At 39.5% G+C, this 21,890-nt stretch carries 21 protein-coding genes and 2 riboswitches; of the genes, 13 read left to right on the top strand and 8 right to left on the bottom strand.

The features are described from left to right. Window positions 1-29: 29 nt before the first annotated feature. Entirely contained in the window at window positions 30-782 is a 753-nt protein-coding gene (locus MKX57_RS14710; protein ID WP_089986294.1) for an alpha/beta hydrolase, read from the top strand. 50 nt (window positions 783-832) lie between these two features. On the opposite strand, the gene MKX57_RS14705 is transcribed toward MKX57_RS14710, so the two are convergent. From MKX57_RS14705 to MKX57_RS14695, 3 genes are read right to left on the bottom strand one after another with little or no spacing between them, the layout of a single operon-like run. Continuing rightward, window positions 833-1,687: a sugar nucleotide-binding protein gene (locus tag MKX57_RS14705; RefSeq protein WP_239355183.1), complete on the bottom strand. Its 855-nt coding sequence runs from the start codon at window positions 1,685-1,687 to the stop codon at window positions 833-835. Continuing rightward, window positions 1,684-2,712, bottom strand: a complete 1,029-nt coding sequence (locus tag MKX57_RS14700; RefSeq protein WP_043990467.1) for a polysaccharide biosynthesis protein — start codon at window positions 2,710-2,712, stop codon at window positions 1,684-1,686. Before MKX57_RS14700 ends, MKX57_RS14705 begins: the two co-directional genes overlap by 4 nt. 46 nt (window positions 2,713-2,758) lie before the next feature. Further along, a complete protein-coding gene (locus MKX57_RS14695; protein ID WP_342529851.1) occupies window positions 2,759-3,358 on the bottom strand; it encodes a glycosyltransferase family 2 protein in 600 nt (199 codons plus the stop codon). 256 nt (window positions 3,359-3,614) lie between these two features. Between MKX57_RS14695 and MKX57_RS14690 the strand changes: the two genes are divergently transcribed. Then, window positions 3,615-4,709: a glycosyltransferase gene (locus MKX57_RS14690; protein ID WP_008178247.1), complete on the top strand. Its 1,095-nt coding sequence runs from the start codon at window positions 3,615-3,617 to the stop codon at window positions 4,707-4,709. 113 nt (window positions 4,710-4,822) lie between these two features. Further along, window positions 4,823-5,263 carry a GNAT family N-acetyltransferase gene (locus tag MKX57_RS14685; protein WP_008178250.1) on the top strand — a complete coding sequence of 147 codons (441 nt, stop codon included), beginning with the start codon at window positions 4,823-4,825 and terminating at the stop codon, window positions 5,261-5,263. Between the two features lie 82 nt (window positions 5,264-5,345). Here the strand turns inward: MKX57_RS14685 and MKX57_RS14680 are convergent, their stop codons facing one another. The 5 genes from MKX57_RS14680 to MKX57_RS14660 all read right to left on the bottom strand — a co-directional run bounded on the left by MKX57_RS14680 (window position 5,346) and on the right by MKX57_RS14660 (window position 11,647). Then, window positions 5,346-8,864, bottom strand: coding sequence for a S8 family peptidase (locus tag MKX57_RS14680; protein WP_107922527.1), 3,519 nt, complete (start codon window positions 8,862-8,864; stop codon window positions 5,346-5,348). Window positions 8,865-9,002: 138 nt separating this feature from the next. Continuing rightward, entirely contained in the window at window positions 9,003-9,851 is an 849-nt protein-coding gene (locus MKX57_RS14675) for an ATP-binding cassette domain-containing protein (RefSeq protein ID WP_089986298.1), read from the bottom strand. Then, a complete protein-coding gene (gene cbiQ / locus MKX57_RS14670; protein WP_089986299.1) occupies window positions 9,848-10,621 on the bottom strand; it encodes a cobalt ECF transporter T component CbiQ in 774 nt (257 codons plus the stop codon). Before cbiQ ends, MKX57_RS14675 begins: the two co-directional genes overlap by 4 nt. Window positions 10,622-10,626: 5 nt before the next feature. Next, complete coding sequence (locus MKX57_RS14665) at window positions 10,627-10,899, bottom strand: energy-coupling factor ABC transporter substrate-binding protein (protein ID WP_008178258.1); 273 nt, start codon at window positions 10,897-10,899, stop codon at window positions 10,627-10,629. Between the two features lies 1 nt (window position 10,900). Beyond that, window positions 10,901-11,647 (bottom strand): energy-coupling factor ABC transporter permease, encoded by a 747-nt coding sequence (locus MKX57_RS14660; protein ID WP_043990468.1) that lies wholly within the window; start codon window positions 11,645-11,647, stop codon window positions 10,901-10,903. A 143-nt stretch (window positions 11,648-11,790) separates the two neighbouring features. After that, window positions 11,791-11,976: riboswitch (cobalamin riboswitch) on the bottom strand. A 261-nt stretch (window positions 11,977-12,237) separates the two neighbouring features. Then, window positions 12,238-12,420, top strand: a riboswitch (cobalamin riboswitch). A 143-nt stretch (window positions 12,421-12,563) separates the two neighbouring features. On the opposite strand from MKX57_RS14660, the gene MKX57_RS14655 reads away from it, so the two are divergent. Genes MKX57_RS14655 through MKX57_RS14610 form a run of 10 tightly spaced genes read left to right on the top strand, consistent with a single transcriptional unit; the run spans window position 12,564 to window position 21,890 of the window. After that, window positions 12,564-12,935: a (2Fe-2S) ferredoxin domain-containing protein gene (locus MKX57_RS14655; protein WP_008178261.1), complete on the top strand. Its 372-nt coding sequence runs from the start codon at window positions 12,564-12,566 to the stop codon at window positions 12,933-12,935. A gap of 4 nt (window positions 12,936-12,939) precedes the next feature. Continuing rightward, a complete protein-coding gene (cobJ, locus tag MKX57_RS14650) occupies window positions 12,940-14,607 on the top strand; it encodes a precorrin-3B C(17)-methyltransferase (protein ID WP_008178263.1) in 1,668 nt (555 codons plus the stop codon). Between the two features lie 14 nt (window positions 14,608-14,621). Further along, on the top strand, window positions 14,622-15,551 hold the full coding sequence (locus MKX57_RS14645; protein ID WP_342550379.1) for a sirohydrochlorin chelatase: 930 nt from the start codon (window positions 14,622-14,624) through the stop codon (window positions 15,549-15,551). Further along, complete coding sequence (cobK, locus tag MKX57_RS14640; RefSeq protein WP_342550378.1) at window positions 15,548-16,309, top strand: precorrin-6A reductase; 762 nt, start codon at window positions 15,548-15,550, stop codon at window positions 16,307-16,309. The genes MKX57_RS14645 and cobK overlap by 4 nt, the downstream gene beginning before the upstream one ends. Before the next feature lie 12 nt (window positions 16,310-16,321). Continuing rightward, the gene (locus tag MKX57_RS14635) at window positions 16,322-16,981 is read left to right on the top strand and encodes a precorrin-8X methylmutase (RefSeq protein ID WP_008178269.1); all 660 of its coding nucleotides are present in this window, start codon (window positions 16,322-16,324) and stop codon (window positions 16,979-16,981) included. Then, window positions 16,981-18,114 (top strand): cobalt-precorrin-5B (C(1))-methyltransferase, encoded by a 1,134-nt coding sequence (locus tag MKX57_RS14630; protein WP_008178270.1) that lies wholly within the window; start codon window positions 16,981-16,983, stop codon window positions 18,112-18,114. Before MKX57_RS14635 ends, MKX57_RS14630 begins: the two co-directional genes overlap by 1 nt. After that, window positions 18,071-19,291: a precorrin-6y C5,15-methyltransferase (decarboxylating) subunit CbiE gene (cbiE, locus tag MKX57_RS14625; RefSeq protein ID WP_342550377.1), complete on the top strand. Its 1,221-nt coding sequence runs from the start codon at window positions 18,071-18,073 to the stop codon at window positions 19,289-19,291. The genes MKX57_RS14630 and cbiE overlap by 44 nt, the downstream gene beginning before the upstream one ends. Beyond that, window positions 19,284-19,991, top strand: a complete 708-nt coding sequence (cobI, locus tag MKX57_RS14620) for a precorrin-2 C(20)-methyltransferase (protein WP_008178274.1) — start codon at window positions 19,284-19,286, stop codon at window positions 19,989-19,991. Before cbiE ends, cobI begins: the two co-directional genes overlap by 8 nt. Beyond that, window positions 19,991-20,776 carry a precorrin-4 C(11)-methyltransferase gene (gene cobM, locus MKX57_RS14615; protein WP_090002593.1) on the top strand — a complete coding sequence of 262 codons (786 nt, stop codon included), beginning with the start codon at window positions 19,991-19,993 and terminating at the stop codon, window positions 20,774-20,776. Before cobI ends, cobM begins: the two co-directional genes overlap by 1 nt. Continuing rightward, the gene (locus tag MKX57_RS14610) at window positions 20,769-21,890 is read left to right on the top strand and encodes a cobalamin biosynthesis protein (RefSeq protein ID WP_008178277.1); all 1,122 of its coding nucleotides are present in this window, start codon (window positions 20,769-20,771) and stop codon (window positions 21,888-21,890) included. The genes cobM and MKX57_RS14610 overlap by 8 nt, the downstream gene beginning before the upstream one ends.

Genomic DNA, 21,890 nt, shown 5'->3' with positions numbered 1-21,890 from the left:
AGTAAAGAAAGTAGGTGCATGAATCCATTATGCAATATAAAGAGTATGGCCATTTCGACGGTCCAGTGATGATGTTTCTTCATGGGGGTGGTGTTGGGGGATGGATGTGGGAACAACAAATTCAGCACTTCTCCAAGTATCACTGTGTAGTGCCTGAGCTTGTGTCCGATCATTCATTTTCTATTGAGCAATGTGCACAACATCTCGTACAGCTCTTAGAGGAAAAGGCGAATGGCAAGCAGGTAATTGTTATTGGCTTTTCATTAGGTGCTCAAATTGCCATACAAATGTTAAGCATAAAGCCTAGTTTAATCCACTTTTCGATTATTAATAGTGCTCTTGTTATCCCTTCACCTACTACAGCATGGATGATTCGGCCGTTTCTCCGACTATCATTCCCGCTTATCAAAAATAAAACCTTCGCAAAGCTTCAAGCGAAAACCTTATACATCGATGATCGCTATTTTGACCGCTATTATCATGATAGCACTAAGATAACATACGATGCATTAATTCAGGTTTTACAAGAAAATATGACGTTTTCAATCCCACGAAATTTCCACAATGCACAGGGGCATATTTTAATTACTGTTGGCAATCAAGAGAAAAAAATAATGAAAAAATCTGCACAAAAGCTTGTACAAAGCCATCCAAATGCAAAAGGAATCATGTTAAACAACATAGGGCATGGAGTATCATTAGCCCAGCCTGCATTTTTTAATCGTTTTGTAGAGAATTGGATCAAGGAAGGACAATTGCCAGTGGGCACAGTCATTCAATAGAAAAACTCCATTATGAGTAACGTAACAATACTCGTAATAGAGTTGAAGTTTTAAGAAATATAGTGAGGATATAAATCCTTGTGCTGCAAAATCCATTCCTTCATGTCAATTATCATTTCTTCATAGCTAGGGACCGTAAAGGAAAAATCGTTTCTAGTATTAATTAAAGTTTTATTAACATTAATAAGCTGATGTGGAGTAATCTTTATTGTATGGTCCATAAAGTGCTTATTCAATAACTGAAGCAGATCGTATTTGGATATAGGCGATGTATTGACAAGATGATAGAGTCCAGTTAATTCTTCATGTGCTGCTTGCTCCATGGCTTTCGCTAGGGTGAGGGTTGTGACCCCCGTCCAAATAGCACCAGTATAGCCGTGAATCGGACCTTTTTGGTGCATAAACCAATTGAAAAGCCCAATTCCATCCATTTTCAAATCAGGGCCAATAATTGAATTACGGAATGTTAAATGTTTGGTATGATCAATTTCGCCTAAACCCTTTGTACGGTCATAAAAGGTAGTTCCGTCCTTTACACTATTTTCATAATAGGGTGCGTTTTCACCTGAAAATACACAATCGGTACTCATATGAATAAGCTTCGTCTGGCGATTTTCAAGGAGAGATACGATAGCATGTGGTAAATAACTATTCAAGAAAATACTCTTCTCAGGATTTTCCTCACATTCTTTATTTAACATACCGATACAATTAATGACAATATCATACTGATGGTCTTGAAGAAGTGAACGTAAAAAGTTCAAATCTGTAATATCACCAGTAATATTATTTCCATATGCGAAAGCAGTTCTCGTATACGTTGTCACATCATATCCTTGCTCCCGTAAGTAGATGGATATGGTATGACCCGCCATGCCAGAAGCGCCGAGCACTAAAAATTTCATGGTGTTCCTCCAGTCCAAAGCAGAAGCTCTTCTTGAATGAGAGATAAGGTTAGTAATTTTTCTTTAATAGCCATCACGTTTAACATTTGTGTATTATTGGAATTATATTCATCCGATAAGGTAATTTTAGGAGAGCCTTCATCCAGGTATTTTCCATAATTCAAATCTCGATTATCTGCTGGGATTCGATAAAAATTACCTAAATCTATGGCTTTTGCTGCTTCCTCCTTTGTACATAATACTTCATACCGTTTCTCCCCATGCCGTGTGCCAATAATGTGAATCGCATTGTTCACTTGGAAAATTTCAAGGAGAGCTTGTGCCAAATTCTCGATCGTAGCAGCGGGTGATTTTTGCACCATAATATCGCCATTTTGCGCATGCGAGAATGCATATAACACCAATTCGACTGCTTCCTCAAGGCTCATCATAAAACGAGTCATAGTTGGATCGGTAATAGTTAAAGGTTTACCAGCTTTTATTTGTTCGATGAAAAGTGGTATGACTGAGCCTCTTGAAGCCATTACATTCCCGTATCGTGTGCCGCAAATCAATGTTTGCTTTGGGTCGACCATCCGTGATTTAGCAATAAATGTTTTCTCCATCATCGCCTTGGATATCCCCATCGCATTGACAGGGTATGCCGCTTTATCTGTTGATAGACAAATAATCTTTTTAACGCCAGCTTGAATCGCCGCAGTTAAAACATTATCTGTTCCTAAGATATTTGTTTTAACAGCCTCTAAAGGGAAAAATTCACAAGAGGGAACTTGCTTGAGGGCCGCAGCATGGAACACATAATCTACGTTATACATCGCAGGGTGAAGGCTTTGTAAATCACGTACATCCCCGATATAAAATTTAATTTTAGAGTTTTGATAAAGCTTTCGCATATCATCTTGCTTTTTTTCATCCCTTGAAAAAATCCGTATTTCCTTAATATCGGTATTTAAAAATCGATTTAGTACCGCATTACCAAAAGATCCTGTTCCTCCAGTAATCAGTAAAGTTTTATCTTTAAACATTGTCTGTCTTGTTACACCTCCCACATGCTTAGGTCCGTTCATGATGTTATTTCAATCCTCTTTCATGCAAATCGCATTCTGAGTTTTCTCGTGGATAGTTGTACCAATAAGCGTATTCATGGGTATATTTACTGGTTGGATTTTTGTCCATGAGCGCACAATTAAAATCCCAATCTCCTGCAATATCCTTACGTATAGTAAATTTCGCATCCCCGATAAAGCTTCTTCGTATGATTTTAAATTGTCCCGGCAAGGAATAACGATTTGATTCATCTTTAATAAACGCATAGCCATTCTTAATGATCATGTTGTAATAGTAAATATCAAATTCACCATCCACCTGTGCTAATACATTGCGGATGGCAGGTAAATAGTGGTCATCACTATCGATGATGGCAATATAATCACCTGTTGCTTCAGCGATGCATCGGTTATAGGCAACGCTTGCACCTAGATTCGTTGGATGAACGATGATTTTTAACGCTGTACAGTTTTTTTGATAGTCCTGTAAAATGGCTAACGTCTTGTCGGTGGAGCCGTCATCTACAACGATAATTTCATAGGCATATTCTTTAGGAATACTTTCAAGCATTGTTAGGATCCATTCTTCGCTATTATAAGTAGGTGATAAAAAGCTTATTTTCATTTTATCCCTCCATCCTGATTAAGTAGTTTAGTTCTTCATGTTTACTGAACAGATTCTTTATTACAATATGCGTGGATAGAGGGCTATTGTAGGCAATTGCTTGCTATCATAAGTTTTTTAAGAGAGTAATTTTATGGATTGCCTTTATTTTTGCTAGAGAACTATGGGGATGGTTGTGACATTTTACTAAGTTATACACGTTTGACAGGTGTGGGCATAAACTAGGAAAGAGCGCTTTTTAAGAAAGAGGGATTCGATGACAAAAAGGATCGCATTTATTTGTAGCGTGGAATCAGCTAAACTTTCCGATGCACACATTTTCAAAGATCTATGTCTTGTGCCTATTTTACTAGGGGAGTATTTAGGCTATGAAGTTAGTATAGTGACGACAGAGATGAATGAAACCCTTCTGCAACAATCTTTTCCGGCTGTTAAATTTGAGCAGGTTCCAATTGGGATTGATTATGTTGCCAATATGAATGCTTATTTAGTGAAGCATGCCAAGAACATTGATCTTGTATTTGCTATAGGACCATACCCATCCTATCTTTCCATTCTTCAAACATATAAGCAGTTTAATCCTAATGGCAAAGTTTATATGAAGTTAGATGTTAATCGATTTTGGTTAAGTCGATTAAAAACCTATCCATACTTTCTAGAATTGCTACAGCTTTGTGATCTTCTGACCTCCGAATGTGTATCGATTCAAACTGACATTCGAGAGTTTTCACAATTAGATGTTCAACATATCCCAAATGGCTTTTATGAGTATTTTCACACAGAGCCCGTGCAATTTCATGAGAAAGAAAATAGAATTCTATCAGTGGGCCGATTAGATGCACCAGAGAAGCAGACCATTTTTACAATAAAAGCCTTTCTAGCAGCACAGCTGACAGACTGGGAGCTTCGTTTGGTAGGACCTATGTCTGAATCGTTTCAGCAGGAAATAAAACAATTACTGGACAGTCATCCTTATCCTGCGCAAGTCACAATGGTAGGGCCAATCTCAGACAAGATGCAGCTAGAGGAGGAGTATCGCAAGGCAAAAATCTTTTGCTTAACATCCACAGTTGAATGCTTTGCACATGTTTTTGCAGAGGCTGCTAAAAACGGTTGTTATATTGTGACAACCGATGTGGACGGGGCTGCTGATATTACCCAACAACAACGCTTTGGCCGTATTCATCCAACACATGATTGGGAAAGTATTGCTCGGACGTTGCAGCAAGTCGCACATCAGGAAGCATTGTTAGAAAATACTTGTCTTCAGCTACAAGCCGATGCGCGGAAGGAATTAAACTGGCAGCATATCGTGAAAGATGTCGCTGCATACTTAAATGAAAAAAAGTAGAACTTCTCTCGATGGAGAGGAGTATTCTTTTCTTTGTGCCATTTTTTCCTATATAATGAAACTAGCTTTATAATGGTAGAAACAATCATGGGAAGACACAAGGGGAGACAAGAATGGAAATATTGCAAGCATCGATGAACGAACTAGAAGAGTTAACAAAGCTATTTGATGAATATCGTCAGTTTTATGGTATTGAATCGGACGTAAGTAGCGCTAAGGCATTTTTACAATTACGATTGGCCCTCAAAGAGTCGGTCATTTTTATGGCGCAAGTAGACGGCAAGATGGTTGGATTTACACAATTATATCCAACGTTTTCTTCCATAGCGTTACAGCGTGCCTATATTTTGAACGATATTTATGTCACGGAAGATGCTAGGGGCCTAGGGGTGGGCAAGGCATTGATGGAAAAAGTTTTTCAATATTGTGAGCAACAGTATGCTCGTTATGTGACACTGCAAACAGCAGCAGATAATGTGAATGCGCGTAAGCTGTATGAAAAGCTTCATATGAAGCAAGATGAATACTGTAATTATGTCAAATATTTTATGTAATAAGCATTTTAGTTTAGAATAAAAATGCTTATATGTATAAAAATCCCCTAGATATTCCGTTATCTAGGGGATTTTATTGATATTATTTAATTTCTAACGTATATGGCTGTGTACTTGCTTGGCCATAATATTCACTAACTTCAATATAGTATTTACCTGCATCCAGTTCAATTGTACCTACCTCAGCATCTCCAGCTCCGTAAAGATCTAAAGTTTTGACTGTTTTTCCGTTTGCATCTATCACTCGAATCACACCATCTAGTGCTTTTTCTGTTTGAAGTGAGAAGAAGATATCACGTTTTTGGACGTTGTTAAATTCAAAGTAATCCTTATCACCAAATGGTATACCCGCATTTAAATATTGAGTAGCTATCCATTTGTCGTCTTCTTTCTTAAGGGCTAATGGTTTGGTTGGTACACCATTCACTAATTGGGAATCTGCATCTTCATCTGCTCGTTTATGGTCGAACATCGTCAATGTGTAGGGCTGAATGGACAGTTGGCCAAGCCCTGTGCTATTGACTTGAATAAAGTAACCACGATCCTTTTTAGCCTTAAAGGATGTATTTACGTCTGTCGTTCCTACCATGCCAAGGAGTATCTCAAGAATATTATCGCTCAATCCAAATGGAATGGCGGTCTCCATTTCTTTCGGGTCAATTTTCATATTGCCATTTGTATCTTCAATAATCGATCCTGCAAATTTCAAGTCCTTCTGTAACTCTTTTGGCAATTGATTTAATTGTTCATTGGTAAATGGAACAGAGGAAATTAATAAACTCATAATTTCATCATTACCGTTTTGCTTATAATAATAGTAATCCTCATCGTCTTGGTAAATTAGATGATCTTTATAAGTTGTACCTGGTTGAATTTTTAGAGCTTTTGCTTCTTCATAATTATCAGGATTATAATCTTTTGGAATATCACCGATTTTACTTGTTTTCAACGTATATGGCTCAATAGAACGTTCCCCAGCATTTACAACGGCTACTACATATGTTTTGTCCTTTTTCAATGCCATCACTTTTGCATCGTTTTCATTGCCGGCTGAGCCAAGAAGCAATGAAAGTAAGCCCAAATCATTGGTTAAGGACGAAACAGGAATTAGTTCATTTGCTTTTTCATCGTATTCAAAGACAGTACCAGCAGGCATTTGGCCAGCACCTTTGTTAAAGCTAAAACTATAAAGGGCATCTTCCTTTGTTTTAAATAAGAAGTAGTCCTCATCATATTCTGTTTGGAAATAAGCTTTTTGATCCTCACCAATGTTGAAGCGAATAGCTTGCTTAATAATCGGATCAACATTTTCTAAATTGTCCGTTGTAAAGGAATTCATGAGCATACTCATCATGCCTTCAATTTCATTTCGCTTTTTTGTTGTACTTGGCGTTATTGGTAATTGGTCGAGAGAGATGTTTTCGTCGTACATGGCTTCCTCTAAAGGTAGTCCATCCTCATCGGGTGGAAGTGTAACAACCTCACCTTTTAATGTGTATGGAATCATAGACTCACTGACTGTTTCCTCTTTTTCAATGCCACCACTGAAAAACATCTCCATTGAAAACTCGCTATTACTTTCATTAGATACACTTAAAATGTATTCTTGATCTGGAACAGCATCGATAATCATGCTAACGGCTTCACCTTTAGCTGCACCGTAGGAACTTTGAATAGGGAAGGCTTCCTCTTCTTCAATTTCCTCTTTTTTAGCTTGCTTTATCTCTTCTGGTGGGATCGGATTGAAATCCTCTTTTAAGTAAAGATCCATAGAGGCAGTAACACCTGGAATTCCAGATAAATCAAACTTCAATGTTGTTGGTTTTGTTACTGAAAACGTAAAATAATCTTGATCCTTTTGTTGATCTTTGGACAGTAGGGTATAGTTTTTACCTGCCGTATTATATGGGAATTTTTTAATAGGCTGCATTGAAGACTTATTTAAAGCATCAATTGGCAAATTCGAGTTTTTCGCAGTTTGTGCTGTAAAGATATAAGTAGATTTCCCTTTTAAGCTATAACTACCATTATGATCTTTCACACCAATTAACAGCGTTCCTTTTTGGTCTGCTTTAAAAAGGTGACCTTCTTTTTTTCCTACACGAACATCATTAACTTTAATAGGCTCTACTTCACCTTGTTCATTAGTAGGGTAAAAGTATAAATCGAAGGCATAGTCGTATTGATCAGCGCCTTTTAATGTTAGCTGAGCATACTCATTTGCCTCTAACTCAACCTTGTACCATTTTTTCTCGTCTTGCTGTTCGAAAACACCTTGTTCAATATTTAATGTATTTTTAGCAAGAACTTTGGCATTTTTAATACGCTCTTCTTTAGATTCAGAATAATGTTTAGGTAATTTATTTAAATCGAACTGTAAGGCTTTCACTGGATCGACAAGCCCATGACCATAAGTAAGATCATAACCCTTTTTACCTAAATCTTGTGCTGTTATTTCAAGAATTGCTTCAATTTCATGTGGCTTTAAATTCGGATGCTTTGATTTAAGTAGGGACACGATGCCTGCCACTACGGGAGATGCCATGGAAGTACCACTAAACTTAACAAAAGATGATCCTTTTTTGTCATCGTGTACAGTACTGTAGATGTCTTCGCCAGGAGCCACGACATCGACAGAGGGACCATAATTGGAATAGCTTGATAGCTTATTACGATCATTCGTGGAACCAACACTAATTACACCTTCATAGGAAGCAGGGAAGGAATATTCATCCGTCGACTCATTACCAGCCGCTGCGACAATCGTAATGCCACTATCAATAGCTTTTTGAACAGCATCCTGCATAAGTGGTGATTCACCATAGCCTCCTAAACTCATATTAATGACATCAACACCTTGCTCAATGGCGTACAGAATACCTTGTGCAATGATAAAATCATTTGCTCCTTCTTTTCCGTTAAAGACATCAATAGGTAGTAGCTTCGCTTGTGGATTAATTCCATGTCCACCAATGCCATTGTCTTTAGCTGCGGCAATAATCCCAGCAACATGTGTTCCATGATCACCTGGATAAGATGTATTTGCCGGTGCAGCTGCATTATAAGGTGTGAGTACTTGAGATTTTAGATCGGGATGTTTAAAATCAACACCAGAATCGATGACAGCTACTGTTACGTCATGTTCCCCAGCTAATGCTAGAGCCTGATCCATTTGCAAGAGGCTTAGATGATACATATCTTGTTTCTTTGGGTCAGTTTCTTTGTTGAAAGAATGATAGACATAACTAGGGGATACACTTGAAATCCCTTGCTGCTTTAAATAGTAAGAGACGGCTTTTTCTATGGATACACCTTTGTTAAGTTGAATCACATCATAGCCTAATGAAGGAATGGAGCGGATGACCTTAGATCCGATTTTTTTATGTACGTTTTTATCAAGGCCAGAATGCTTGATAATAATCGTATCCTTACTCATCCATTTGTCTTCATTTGTAAGATTCTTACCTGCATGTTGTGAATTGCTTGCTAATACGTTCTTCGCACTTTGTTGTGGTGTCTCCTCAGCAAAAGCTGAAGCGACAGGAACCATTAATGCAGCGGATGCTGCGACAGCGACTGATTTTTTAAACCAACTTTTCAATTGTATCTCTCCTTGATGTTCTATAATATGTCTCGACTATACTAATACGGTTAAACGTTAGAAAAGTTTCGCAAATGAGGAAAATTTTTCTCTGCGATTTAAAAACGAACTGTCCGTTACTTTTTATGGATGATACCATTACGCCTCTACATATAGCTGTTCGATCAATTGCAGTAAGTCATGCTTAGAGCGAGGAATTGAAATATTTTCGTGCCATAATTTCTTTTTTTGTAGAGCCAAAGCCATGTCAAATACCCATGGTCGTTCAAGATGTGCCCGTTTTAGCAATTCTTCTTCATAAAATAAGGCGACAGGGTCACCATTATAAATAATTTTTCCTGCCTCCATGACCATAATTTGATCGGCCCATTCATAGGCAAGGGCAATGTCGTGAGTCGCAAGGATAATCGTTTTTTCATGGTCTTCTACTTTGGCTAAGTATTGAAAAACTTGTGTAGCGTAATAGCTATCAAGACCCGCTGTTGGTTCATCTAATAAAAGGACAGTCGGTTCCATCGCTAATACACCTGCCATGGCCACACGCTTTTTCTGCCCTACGCTTAAAAAGTGGATGGGTTTATCTAGTAGCTCTGTCACTTCAGTTTGTGCAACAGCCCATGCTATTTTTTCTTCAATTTTTTCCGTAGGCCATCCTAGATTCATTGGACCATAGGCTATATCTTGCTTAACAGTTCCTGAAAAAAGCTGATTATCAGCATCTTGAAAGACGATTCCAACCTGTTGGCGAAGAGCCTTTAATGCCTTTCTATTATATTGAAGTTTTTCTCCATCAAATGAAATGGTCCCAGCTGTTGGTTTCAAAATACCATTAAGGTGCTGAAATAAAGTGGATTTTCCTGCTCCATTATGACCGAGTATAGCGATTTTTTTCCCTTTTGGAATGTTTAATGTAATATCTGTCAAAGCCTTCGTACCATCTGCATAGGCATATGACAGGTTGTTTAGTTTAAAATAAAATGCTGTCATGAGAAGTACCCTCCGTATACGATGAGGAATAAAAAAATAGCCGTTATACCAAGCCAGTTTTTTTTGCTATAGGCGCCCGTTTCATGCCAATAAACCGTTTCACCACCACGCGCCAGCATGGCATGATTAAGCTCTCGACTGCGCTGAAACATTTCAATAAACAACGCGGCAATTAGCATAGACACTGAACGTAACCATTGCATGGGTGAGTGGTAGCCAAGCCGGGCTTGCTGGGCCAAATGAATTTTTTGCATGCTTTCTAAAAAAATAAAAATAAAACGATAGGTGAGTTCTACTAGCTCAACTAATAAAGTAGGTAGCCGCCATTGTCGAAGCACATAACAAATTCCTTGTACAGATGTCGTTAAAACTAAAAAATATAAGCAACTTATACTGCCAAGTACAATAAAGAATAGTTGCTGGGCGGTAGCGATACTGGCTCTCCCAATAAAAATTGTCCAGTTCATATACGTAAATGCCCCCATATGGGCTGGTAATGTATGCGCTGCTGGAGCTATCGAAATGATGATTGATAAGAGACTTGTGAATAAGAAAAAACCAGGTAGTAATAATAGCTTCGCATAATAGTTTAGTGGAATTTTCGCGCCCCAAATGATAAAAGCACTCATTACAAAAAATGTAATGAGTGAAAGTCGTTCATCTCTCATAATAAGCGTGAATAAAAGTAGTCCTAATGAAAATATCATTTTTTCTAGCGGATGAACGAACGCTAGCTTATTGAGATACGCATACTTATCAATGAGTAACATAATCCTTAACCTTCTTTATGCTTGCCACGCATATAGCCAATAAAGTAGCCGATAAAACCAGCACCAATAGCTGCTTGTAGCACGAATAATAAGCTTTCAATTTCACCACTAGGTGGTTCCCACAAACTATCAAACCATGGCTCATATTCTGCATTGATCTCCCCAATGGCTGCTTCTGCTTCACCGTCGGCTCCTCCAAATTCTGCTCCTTTTTGGACGAAAAGAGGGATAATCGCCAATAGTACGACGATTGCTAAAAGTAATAAATTTCGTTTCATATTAGTGCGCCTCCTTTGTAGAGAAAACACGTAAAGATTTTAATTCGCTAATATTATATTTTTTCAAGAAGTTCATGACAATAACTGTTAATATTCCTTCACTCACAGCTAATGGGATTTGTGTTAAGGCAAAAATACTTGCGAACTTTGTAAAGGAAGCCATAAAGCCTCCAACTTCAGATGGGAAGGCTAGTGCTAATTGAATGGAAGTCACCACATATGTACCTAAATCCCCAAGCATGGCCGCAAAGAAAACAGCTAATGAAAACGATAACCCCAATTGTTTTGCCCCTTTAAATACAAAGTAGGCGATAAACGGTCCTACAATAGCCATCGAAAATGCATTAGCCCCTAATGTTGTGATCCCACCATGAGCTAAAAGTAAAGATTGAAATAATAAAACAATTGTCCCGATGACACTCATGGCTAACGGTCCAAATAATACTGTTCCGAGACCTACTCCTGTTGGATGTGAGCAGCTCCCTGTAACTGAAGGGATTTTTAAGGCTGATAGGACAAAGGCAAACGCACCGGACAGCCCCAGAATCATTTTTGTTTCAGGGTTTTCATCAATTGTTTTACGAATAGAGCGCAATCCTAAAATAATAAATGGGATGGAGATTACCCACCAAAAAATAGCCCATTCGATTGGTAAAAAACCTTCCATGATATGCATGGCGAAGGCACGCTTTGGCACCATTAAAAAAGCCAATAGAAAATAACTAAGTTTCCACCAAGACAGCTTCAATTTTTTTCCTCCAAACTGTAAATAGATTTTTAGAATGTAGCGTGCGTAATAAAAAAGCACTTTTCCGTTGTTGGAAAAGTGCATAGCTAAAAAAGCAAATAACATTTTCATCTGCTAAGCCGCACACCTATCCTCGTAGGCTGAAACGATCACTTATGTTCGGCAGGTCTCCTGGCTCTAGTTCAACACTTTATAGGTCTTCCCATCCATTGGACAGTGACATTTTCTATAAAGCTCCCTATTACAGTGGCGGGACCGCGCCGGACTTAAACCGGCTTCCCTTTTAAGCAAAATGACGAGCATTTTACACCGAAAAATAGTAAGTTGTGAGATTTCACGACAAAGTGTATCACGAATTTCCATAATTATGCTATACTTTTTTTATAAAAAATTAAAAATAGAATATCAATGTCGAAAATTCTGATAACTAACGTTTTTTAGGATTAAAGAAGGCAAATTCAAATTTTTAATAGCTTTCACCCCTCCTATGAAATTGATAAATTTGTCATGATTTTTTAAAGAAATATTGAAATTTTAAAATAATAAGATATGATTAAGACAGTTTTCTATTATGTATACGATTAAAAATTTCATATAAAACGTCGATAAGTGCTCGAAGAACTCGAGATAATAGGGAAATTGGTGAAAGTCCAATACAGCCCCCGCTACTGTAATAGCTGATGAAATCGCAATGCCACCTGTGCAAACTAGGGAAGGTGCGACAGTAAAATGAAGCTTAAGTCAGGAAACCTGCTTATCAGATTGTGCATGCAAACTTTTCGGAGGGAGAAGTTGAAGCAAAAGCGAGGATCTGTCTTTCAATCTATTCGTTTTTATTTGGCTTCTACAAACCTTTACTCTTCGGCAGAGTAAAGGTTTTTTCTTTTTTCCAAAAGCAAATGAGGGGAGATATAAGATGACAACGTGGAATTTAGAGGGGATGAAAACACATCTCTTTATTTGCAATGGCAGTAGCTGTATGAACAAGGATGGGGAGGAAATTACCCAAGCTATACGAGATGAAATACAGCGTAACGCACTAGATAAAGAAATACATACGACAAGAACGCGCTGTAATGGACGATGCAAGGATGCTTGTGTTGTGATTGCTTACCCTCAGGGGAATTGGTATCGTGTACCGTCAACGGAGCATGCTAGAACACTTGTACAGGATTTGCATCATGAATCCTTATATAACGATCATGTTTTTACACTTCGAGAAGGGACATTACAGCGAACAGCGCAAACAACAGCCATTAAAGGGATTGAAAAGGTGAAAGAGGGGTAAAAACATGGCGCAAAAAGGGAAAATTTTCGTAGTAGGCTTTGGGCCTGGAGACTTTAAGCATATTACGACACGTGCAGTAGAGGCTTTACAACAAAGTGACATGATCATAGGCTATAAAACCTATGTTGAACTGATTCAAGATTTAGTCAGCGCAAAATCCATTGTCAGTACAGGTATGACAGAGGAAGTGTCACGTGCTCAGGAGGCCGTTCGTCAAGCAGAGGCAGGAAGTATTGTTTCGGTCATTTCGAGTGGAGATGCAGGCGTTTATGGTATGGCGGGATTGGTGTATGAAGTATTAATTGAGCTAGGCTGGACAGAGGCAACTGGTATTGAAGTGGAGATTGTCCCAGGTATTTCAGCTATCAATTCATGTGCTAGTTTACTTGGTGCACCCATTATGCATGATGCTTGTACCATTAGTTTGAGTGACCATCTCACTCCGTGGAATTTAATTGCGAAGCGTGTGGAAGCCGCAGCTATGGCCGATTTTGTTATTGCTTTATACAATCCTAAAAGTGGTCGCCGTACAAGACAAATTGTCGAAGCGCAACGAATTCTTTTAGAATATCGTTCTCCTGACACACCAGTAGGGCTTGTAAAAAGTGCCTATCGAGAACGTCAGGAAGTGACGATGACGACATTGGCAGAAATGCTGGAACATGATATTGGTATGCTGACAACAGTTATTATCGGAAACTCATCTACGTTCTTCTATGATAATAAAATGATTACACCGCGAGGCTACCAACGTAAATATACACTTGGTGAGGAAAAACAGCCATTACGTCCTCATCAACGCTTACGGGAAGAAAATGAGCCATGGGCGATGAATCAAGAGACAGGAACAGCACGAAATGACTTTGCGGCAGACCCTAATGCAGGGAGAATGAATAAACCCAGTATAGCCGTTATGCCAAAGCCGAAAAAAACAGCACTTGAAATGGCTACAGCGGCACTTGCAATGGTAAAGGGAACAAGTGCTATCAAGGTTACTCCAAAGCTTGTACAACAAAAAATAGAATCCATTTTTGAATTAGCAGTGAGCCCTGGCGTGGCTAATAAATTTTTCACACCACAGCAAATGATGACGTTAGCAGAGGTAGTAGGAGAAGAAGGATCAATGGAATATACACCAGATCATCAAATCCATTTAAAAATACCTACAACAACGCCTGAACGTATCACTGAGAAATTACAGGAAGTAGGCTTTTTATTAGCACCAATTGGTGATGTGTTATCGTTGAAGGCTTGTGATTTTTGCTACGGTGAAAAAGCAGATTCCATTCCATATGCGGAGGAAATTCAAGAAAAGCTTGGCGGTATGTCATTACCGAAAACATTAAATATTGGCTTCAATGGCTGTGGAATGGCTTGTTATCGAGCCGTGTTTGATGATATTGGGATTGTCTATCGCAAAAGTAAATTTGATGTCTTTATTGGAGCGAAACCAGTCGGGCGTACGGCTCATGCAGCACAGCCTGTTGTAGAAGGTTTGGAGCCTGATCAATTAATCCCTTTAATTACAGATATTATTGAAGAATATAAAGCAAATGCGCATCCAAACGAGCGTCTATTTAAATACTTCAAGCGGGTGAAAAAGATATTGCATTTTACGTATCAAGATATGTCTTCCAAAATAAAAATAGAGCCAGCTCCGTGCGGCGACTAGTGAGGAGAAAAGAGATGAAAGCTATATTATTTGTTGGCCATGGGAGCCGTTTAGCAGCAGGAAATGATGAGGTGCGTACATTTATCGAGCAAATGAAATCTCGCATTGATGAACAATATTTAGTGGAAACATGCTTCCTTGAATTTGCTTCTCCTAACATCGAAGAAGGTATTACAAACTGTGTGAAAAAGGGTGCTTCAGAGGTACATGTCATCCCGATTATTTTACTTCATGCAGGTCATTCTAAGCTACATATTCCGGCAGAAATCGAGCATGCTCGTGAGCATTATCCGAATATCACATTCACATATGGTCAAACAATTGGCATTCATGAAGAAATATTTGCGATATTACAAGATCGTTTAGTTGAAATTGGATTTGATACTGAACAAGAACAGGAAGACACAGCCATTTTATTAATTGCTCGAGGAGGTAGTGATCCTTATGCAAATGGAGATTTCTATAAAATTACACGATTACTATGGGAAAAACTACCTGTTAAATACGTAGAAAGTGCCTTTATGGGCGTAACGGACCCTCGTGTTGAAGAAGGCATTGAACGCTGTGTCAAACTAGGTGCTAAAAAAATTATTATGCTTCCTTACTTTTTATTCACGGGTATTTTAATGGAGCGTATGCATGTTATGTGTGAGAAATACAATGAGCAATTTCCAGCATGTGAGATTCAAATTGCCAACTACTTTGGCTACCATGAACGTTTACAAAATGTTCTATTAGAACGTATTGAGCAAGCGGTGAATGGTACATCAACAGGTATGAAAGATCTTGAAGAATATCGGGCTTACGCTGCTATTCATGGGCATGCACATCATCATCACCATCATGATCACGACCATGATCACCACCACGACCACGACCATGATCATGGACACGATCACGATCACGATCACCATCATCATCATGAAGAGGAGCCAGTAAAATGATTTTCATGTTAGCAGGGACGAGTGATGCAAGGAATCTAGGCCTTGAACTGCAAAGGACGGGACATGCTGTAACTGCCACCGTTGTGACGGAATCGGCAGCCTCTAGTCTTGCTGACGCTGGCTTACCTCATTTAATAGGGCGACTTACAGCGGAAGAAATGGCGACTATTATATCGGAACAAGGCTTTCAATTGGTGGTAGATGCCTCTCATCCATTTGCAGAAGAGGCATCGAAAAATGCCATGGCAGCAGCTGAAAAAGCGCAAGTTCCTTATATTCGCTATGAACGTGCTCATGAACATTATGAACACCCACTTATAACAGTCGTGAAGGATTATGAGGAAGCAGCTCAGTTAGCAGCAGAAAAGCGTGGTGTTATTATGCTGACAACAGGTAGTAAAACGCTTGCTACATTTACGAAAGTCTTACAAGGCTTAGAAAATACAAGAGTCATTGCTCGTATGCTCCCACGACTTGACAATATGGAAAAATGTGAGGCGCTCGGTGTGGCACAGCGAGATATTGTAGCCATTCAAGGCCCATTTTCAAAGGAATTAAATGAAGCATTATTCCGTCAATATGGAGTGACCTTAATGATTACCAAAGAAAGTGGCAAAGTCGGCTCAGTAGACGAGAAGCTAGAGGCAGCCCTTGCTTGTTCTATAGAAACAATTCTTATTGCAAGACCCAATATTAAATATGGCCAGCAATATTCCACTTTTGAAGAAGTGTTACAGGCTGTACAACATACACTTTAGGAGGCAATAACAATGGATTTTAAAACAGATTTCAAACCATTAACAGTAGACCCAGATAAAATTTACGATTATAGTTTCTCGATTATCGCGGAGGAAATGGGGGAGCATGACTTTTCAGAAGATGAATGGAAGGTTGTGCGCCGTATTATCCATGCATCTGCTGACTTTGAGCTAGGTCGTAGCGTTATTATTACACCAGGAGCACTTGAAGCAGGTGTTAAGTCTATTCTGGCAGGGCGTCATGTAATTGCGGATGTGCAAATGATTGAAAGTGGCTCTGGTAAAAAACGTTTCCAAAAACATGGTGGCGATTTACATTGCTATATTGCGGATGAGGATGTATCTGTAGAAGCGAAAAAGCAAAATACAACGCGTGCCATTATATCGATGCAAAAAGCCTCAAAATTGCATGAAGGCGGTATTTATGCCATTGGTAATGCCCCAACTGCATTACTAGAATTGATTCGTTTAATTAAGGAAGGCTTAGCAAAACCAGATTTAATTATTGGTATGCCTGTAGGTTTCGTGTCTGCGGCTGAATCGAAAGAAGAGCTGCTAAAACTTGAAGGTATTCCGTACATTACAAATGTTGGTCGGAAAGGCGGTAGTACAGTGACGGTTGCCGCATTAAATGCCATTTCACTTTTAGCGGATGAACAGGCGAAAAAATAATGGAGCGGAAGCCAAAAAAGGATCCTAAGGACATGCGTCACGGTTATACAACTGGAGCCTGTGCAACTGCAGTAACAAAGGCCGCTTTACTCGCCCTTATTACAAATGAAGAGCAAGAAACAAGCACGATTCATTTGCCAATAGGTAGGGATGCGACCTTTACCATTGAAAAATGCCTATTTGAAAACAATGCCGTCAGCTGTGAAACGATTAAAGATGCTGGTGATGACCCAGATGCCACACATCAGGCACTCATCGTCGGTACTGTGAGCTGGGCAGAGACACCTGGTATTCATTTAGATGGTGGGATTGGAGTCGGGCGTGTCACAAAGCCCGGCTTACCAGTGCCTGTTGGAGAGGCAGCCATTAACCCTGTCCCACGGAAAATGATTCACAGCACTGTTCAAGGAGTATTGGACGAATTTCAAATTACACGAGGGGTTAACGTAGTGATTTCCGTCCCTAAGGGTGAGGAGATTGCGAAAAAAACGTTAAATGGTCGTCTTGGTATACTTGGAGGCATCTCGATTTTAGGCACAAGGGGAACCGTCGTGCCTTTTTCAAGTTCTGCGTATATGGCTAGTATTGTACAGGCCATTAGCGTCGCTAAAGAGGCTGGCTGTGAGCATTTAGTAGTGACAACAGGTGGTCGCAGTGAAAAATTTGGGATGAAACAATATCCCGATTTACCTGAAGAAGCTTTTGTTGAAATGGGTGATTTTGTTGGCTTTACTTTAAAGCATTGTAAGCGACTTGGTATTAAACAAGTGTCCCTTGTCGGGATGATGGGGAAATTTTCAAAGGTGGCACAAGGGGTAATGATGGTGCATTCCAAAAGTGCTCCGATTGATTTTAACTTTTTAGCACAACTTGCAGAAGATGTAGGGGCAGATGCAGACACAATAGCCGAAATACGAGAGGCCAACACAGCGTCGCAAGTAGGTGAAATTATGATGGAAAAGGGATATGAATCATTTTTCCATCGTTTGTGTGAGGCCTGCTGCTATTCCTCCATTCATCATATAAAGGGCGGTTTAACGCTTTCCACATCGATTTATTCGATGCAGGGACAATTATTAGGAAGGGCTGATGACATTGCATCAATCGATGAAATTAATTGGGATCGGGGATAACGGATTAGCAAGCTTATTCCCACAATACCGCCAGTGGATTGAAGACTGTGAGGTACTTGTAGGTGGTGAGCGCGTGCTTGATTTTTTCCCGCATTTTACAGGGGAAAAAATCATGATCAAAGGAGGTCTTTCAGCACTTGTTGAGAGATTGTCAGAGGAAACAAGAAATACGATTATTCTCGCATCAGGAGATCCATTGTTTTACGGCGTTGGGGGCTATTTAGCGAAAAAGCTAGATTTGGAGGTTTATCCATATATGAGCTCCGTACAGCTAGCCTTCGCGAAAATGGGAGAAAGCTGGCAGGATGCTTATGTTACAAGTATTCATGGACGACCTATGAAAGGCTTGGCACAGCGCATCGATGGGAAAAAGAAAATAGCTCTGTTAACAGATGCTGAAAATAGCCCAAATGCGCTCGCACGTTATTTAAAGCATTTTGGTATGACCGAATATCGTGCATTTGTAGCCGAAAATCTACAGGGTGAAGATGAAAAATGTGATTGGTATTCGCTAGATGAAATGGAGAATGCACATTTTTCCCCTTTAAACGTAGTTATTTTACAACAAACTGTTGAACCAAAACGCTACACACTCGGTATTGATGATGAAGAGTTTTCACAACGAAAACCAGATAAAGGACTCATTACTAAGAAAGAAATTCGTGTCTTAAGCTTACAGGCGATGCAACTTCAACAGGATAGTGTTATTTGGGATATTGGTACATGTACAGGATCTATGGCCATTGAAGCGGGGAAGCTTGCACCTGAGGGGGAAGTATACGCCGTTGAAAAAAATGCACCTGATTTAGAGAACTGTCTACACAATCAGCAAAAATTCCGTGTGGATATAACAGCAATTCATAGTAAAGCTCCAGAGGGACTCGATCATTTCCCAGACCCTGATGCCATTTTTATCGGTGGTACTGGTGGTGAAATGGTCGAATTACTACAATTGTGCTGTAATCGCTTAAAACCAAATGGTCGAATTGTTTTAAATGCTGCGACAATTGAAAATTTATATAAAGCAGTGGAAGCGTTTAAGGCTTGTGATTTTGCGGTTGATATTTTACAGGCACAGCTTGCGCGTAGCAAACCGATCTTAGATATGACACGCTTTGTGCCATTAAATCCAATATATATTATTTCGGCTTATCGAAAGGAAGAAAATCATGACTAATTTAGGTGTTTTATATGGCTTGGGCGTAGGTCCTGGCGATCCAGAATTAATTACAGTGAAGGCGTTTCGTGTGATTCAAGAGTCACCTGTTATTGCCTATCCAAAAAAACTTAGAGGCAGTAAGAGCTATGCCCATCGTATTGTAGATGTTTATATTAATCCAGAGGAAAAAGATATGCTTGGTCTTGTATTTCCTATGACGAAGGACGAAGCTGTCCTTGAGCGTGAATGGACAAAGTCAGTCGAGCTTGTATATGAAAAATTACAGGAGGGTAAGGATGTAGCCTTCGTTACAGAAGGTGATCCGTTATTATATAGTACGTTTATCCATATGATGAAGTTAATGCAGGACATGCATCCAGATGTAGAAATTCGTACGGTTCCGGGGATATCCTCATTTAATGGCTCCGCTTCTCGACTTGGTATTGCATTAGCTGATGGTGATGACCGTGTCGCGATCATTCCTGCCTATGATGATTATGAGGCAATGCGTGAAGCTATTGAAAGTCATGATGCTGTGGTCTTTATTAAAGTAGCAAAAGTAATTGATTTAATGCTACAGGTACTACGTGATTTAGATTTACTAGATAAAGCATCTGTTGTGACAAAGGTAACATCTGACGAAGAAGTAATTTGGGATGTACGCGAGTTGGATGGTGTCGATTTAGAATATTTAACATTAATGGTGGTGCGTAAATAATGAAGAAGATCTATATAGTAGGCGCGGGTCCCGGTGATCCAGATTTAATTACAGTTAAAGGCTTACATATGTTACAAACAGCAGATGTTGTTATGTATACAGATTCATTAGTGAGTGAAGATCTCATTGCGAAAGCTCGACCAGATGCGGAAATTATTCGTACCGCTGGTATGCATTTAGAGGAAATGGTCGCTGTGATGGCTGATCGGGTCCATGGTGGGAAAATAGTAGCTCGCATGCATACAGGTGATCCGGCCATGTATGGAGCGATTATGGAACAAGTAGCACTCTTAAAAAAGCAAGGCATTGGCTACGAAGTTATTCCAGGGGTTAGCTCTGTTTTTGCATCAGCAGCGGCAATTGGGGCTGAGCTAACGATTCCTGATTTAACACAAACTTTAATTTTAACTCGTGCTGAAGGGCGCACCCCTGTACCAGAATTTGAAAAATTACGTGATTTAGCAAGCCATCATTGTACAATTGCTCTATTCTTAAGTGCGACACTCACAAAGAAAATTGTCAAAGAACTACAAAGTGCTGGCTGGGCTGATGACACACCCGTAGCGGTGATTCAACGTGCTTCTTGGCCAGATCAAAAAATTGTTCGTACGACATTAATCGAATTAGATGAAGCGATGCGCGTGAATGGCATTCGTAAGCATGCAATGATTCTAGCAGGCTGGGCGCTAGACCCTGATATTCATGATAAGGATCAATATCGCTCGAAATTATATGATGCAACCTTTACACACGGCTTTAGAAAAGGTGTGAAGACAAGTGATTGAGTTACAAGAGGGGATATTACCAGAAGTTGATCAGCGCCATGCATATGCGGTTGTAGCGATTACAAAGCATGGTGTTCAAATAGGACGTCGACTCCAACAAACGTTTGCAGCAAGTGATTTGTATTATATGAGTAAATTTGAACAGGGCGATGAGGAGGAAAAGCATATTCAACTGTTTACTGGAACAGTGCGTTTGCTTTTGCCGACTCTATTTAAACAATACAAAGGTTTGATTTTAATTATTTCTTTAGGTGCAGTTGTCCGAATGATCGCACCCATTTTAAAGGATAAAAAGACTGATCCGGGTGTTGTAGTTATTGATGATCGAGGCGAAAACGTAATAAGTGTCTTGTCAGGACATCTTGGCGGTGCCAATGAACTAACACATGAGGTAGCGGCAGCTCTTGGTGCCAACCCTATTATTACAACAGCCTCCGATGTGCAAAAGACTATTCCAGTCGATCTATTTGGTGCACGTTTTGGCTGGGTTTGGGATAGTGCCGATAAATTAACGCCTGTCAGTGCTTCTGTCGTCAATGAGGAACATGTGGCTATTGTACAGGAAACTGGTGAGCGAGATTGGTGGATGCGTGATACACCAATGCCAGAGCAAATTAAAATTTATCCATCTACACGGACGGCCATAGAGGCTAAACCTCATGCAACATTATTAATAACGGACCGTATAATCGAACGAGAAGAAGAGGTTTTGCTTGAAAATGGTGTCATTTATCGACCAAAATCAATTATCCTAGGCATGGGCTGTAATCGTGGTACATCTATTGAGGAGATTGAACAAGTCATTGATGAAACCTTGGCAGAGCTTAAGCTTTCGAAAAAAAGTGTGAAGGCACTTTGTACAATTGATCTGAAGAAAGATGAGCAATGCTTCCTGGATATTACAAAAAAATATGATTGGGAGTTCGTTACCTACTCACCGACAGAATTAAACGAAATTGAATTCCCATCACCTTCAGAAACAGTCTTTAAATATACAGGGGCATATGGTGTCAGTGAACCTGCAGCTATGCGTTATGCTCAAGTCAAATCACTCATCTTAGAAAAGAAAAAATCAGGTAATGCTACGATTTCAGTTGCTAGATACCTATTTTAA

The organism is Lysinibacillus sp. FSL M8-0216 (assembly GCF_038595555.1).
Taxonomy (GTDB): Bacteria; Bacillota; Bacilli; order Bacillales_A; family Planococcaceae; genus Lysinibacillus; species Lysinibacillus fusiformis.
The sequence above is the reverse complement of the archived record's forward strand: the minus strand, read 5'-3'. Positions and strand labels throughout refer to the sequence as shown.

What these genes read in the sequence shown, in the direction of transcription:
- MKX57_RS14710 (WP_089986294.1), top strand. Translation starts at nt 30, where the DNA reads ATGCAATATAAAGAGTATGGCCATTTCGACGGTCCAGTGATGATGTTT.
- MKX57_RS14705 (WP_239355183.1), bottom strand. Translation starts at nt 1,687, where the DNA reads ATGAAATTTTTAGTGCTCGGCGCTTCTGGCATGGCGGGTCATACCATA.
- MKX57_RS14700 (WP_043990467.1), bottom strand. Translation starts at nt 2,712, where the DNA reads ATGTTTAAAGATAAAACTTTACTGATTACTGGAGGAACAGGATCTTTT.
- MKX57_RS14695 (WP_342529851.1), bottom strand. Translation starts at nt 3,358, where the DNA reads ATGAAAATAAGCTTTTTATCACCTACTTATAATAGCGAAGAATGGATC.
- MKX57_RS14690 (WP_008178247.1), top strand. Translation starts at nt 3,615, where the DNA reads ATGACAAAAAGGATCGCATTTATTTGTAGCGTGGAATCAGCTAAACTT.
- MKX57_RS14685 (WP_008178250.1), top strand. Translation starts at nt 4,823, where the DNA reads ATGGAAATATTGCAAGCATCGATGAACGAACTAGAAGAGTTAACAAAG.
- MKX57_RS14675 (WP_089986298.1), bottom strand. Translation starts at nt 9,851, where the DNA reads ATGACAGCATTTTATTTTAAACTAAACAACCTGTCATATGCCTATGCA.
- cbiQ (WP_089986299.1), bottom strand. Translation starts at nt 10,621, where the DNA reads ATGTTACTCATTGATAAGTATGCGTATCTCAATAAGCTAGCGTTCGTT.
- MKX57_RS14665 (WP_008178258.1), bottom strand. Translation starts at nt 10,899, where the DNA reads ATGAAACGAAATTTATTACTTTTAGCAATCGTCGTACTATTGGCGATT.
- MKX57_RS14655 (WP_008178261.1), top strand. Translation starts at nt 12,564, where the DNA reads ATGACAACGTGGAATTTAGAGGGGATGAAAACACATCTCTTTATTTGC.
- cobJ (WP_008178263.1), top strand. Translation starts at nt 12,940, where the DNA reads ATGGCGCAAAAAGGGAAAATTTTCGTAGTAGGCTTTGGGCCTGGAGAC.
- MKX57_RS14645 (WP_342550379.1), top strand. Translation starts at nt 14,622, where the DNA reads ATGAAAGCTATATTATTTGTTGGCCATGGGAGCCGTTTAGCAGCAGGA.
- cobK (WP_342550378.1), top strand. Translation starts at nt 15,548, where the DNA reads ATGATTTTCATGTTAGCAGGGACGAGTGATGCAAGGAATCTAGGCCTT.
- MKX57_RS14635 (WP_008178269.1), top strand. Translation starts at nt 16,322, where the DNA reads ATGGATTTTAAAACAGATTTCAAACCATTAACAGTAGACCCAGATAAA.
- MKX57_RS14630 (WP_008178270.1), top strand. Translation starts at nt 16,981, where the DNA reads ATGGAGCGGAAGCCAAAAAAGGATCCTAAGGACATGCGTCACGGTTAT.
- cbiE (WP_342550377.1), top strand. Translation starts at nt 18,071, where the DNA reads ATGACATTGCATCAATCGATGAAATTAATTGGGATCGGGGATAACGGA.
- cobI (WP_008178274.1), top strand. Translation starts at nt 19,284, where the DNA reads ATGACTAATTTAGGTGTTTTATATGGCTTGGGCGTAGGTCCTGGCGAT.
- cobM (WP_090002593.1), top strand. Translation starts at nt 19,991, where the DNA reads ATGAAGAAGATCTATATAGTAGGCGCGGGTCCCGGTGATCCAGATTTA.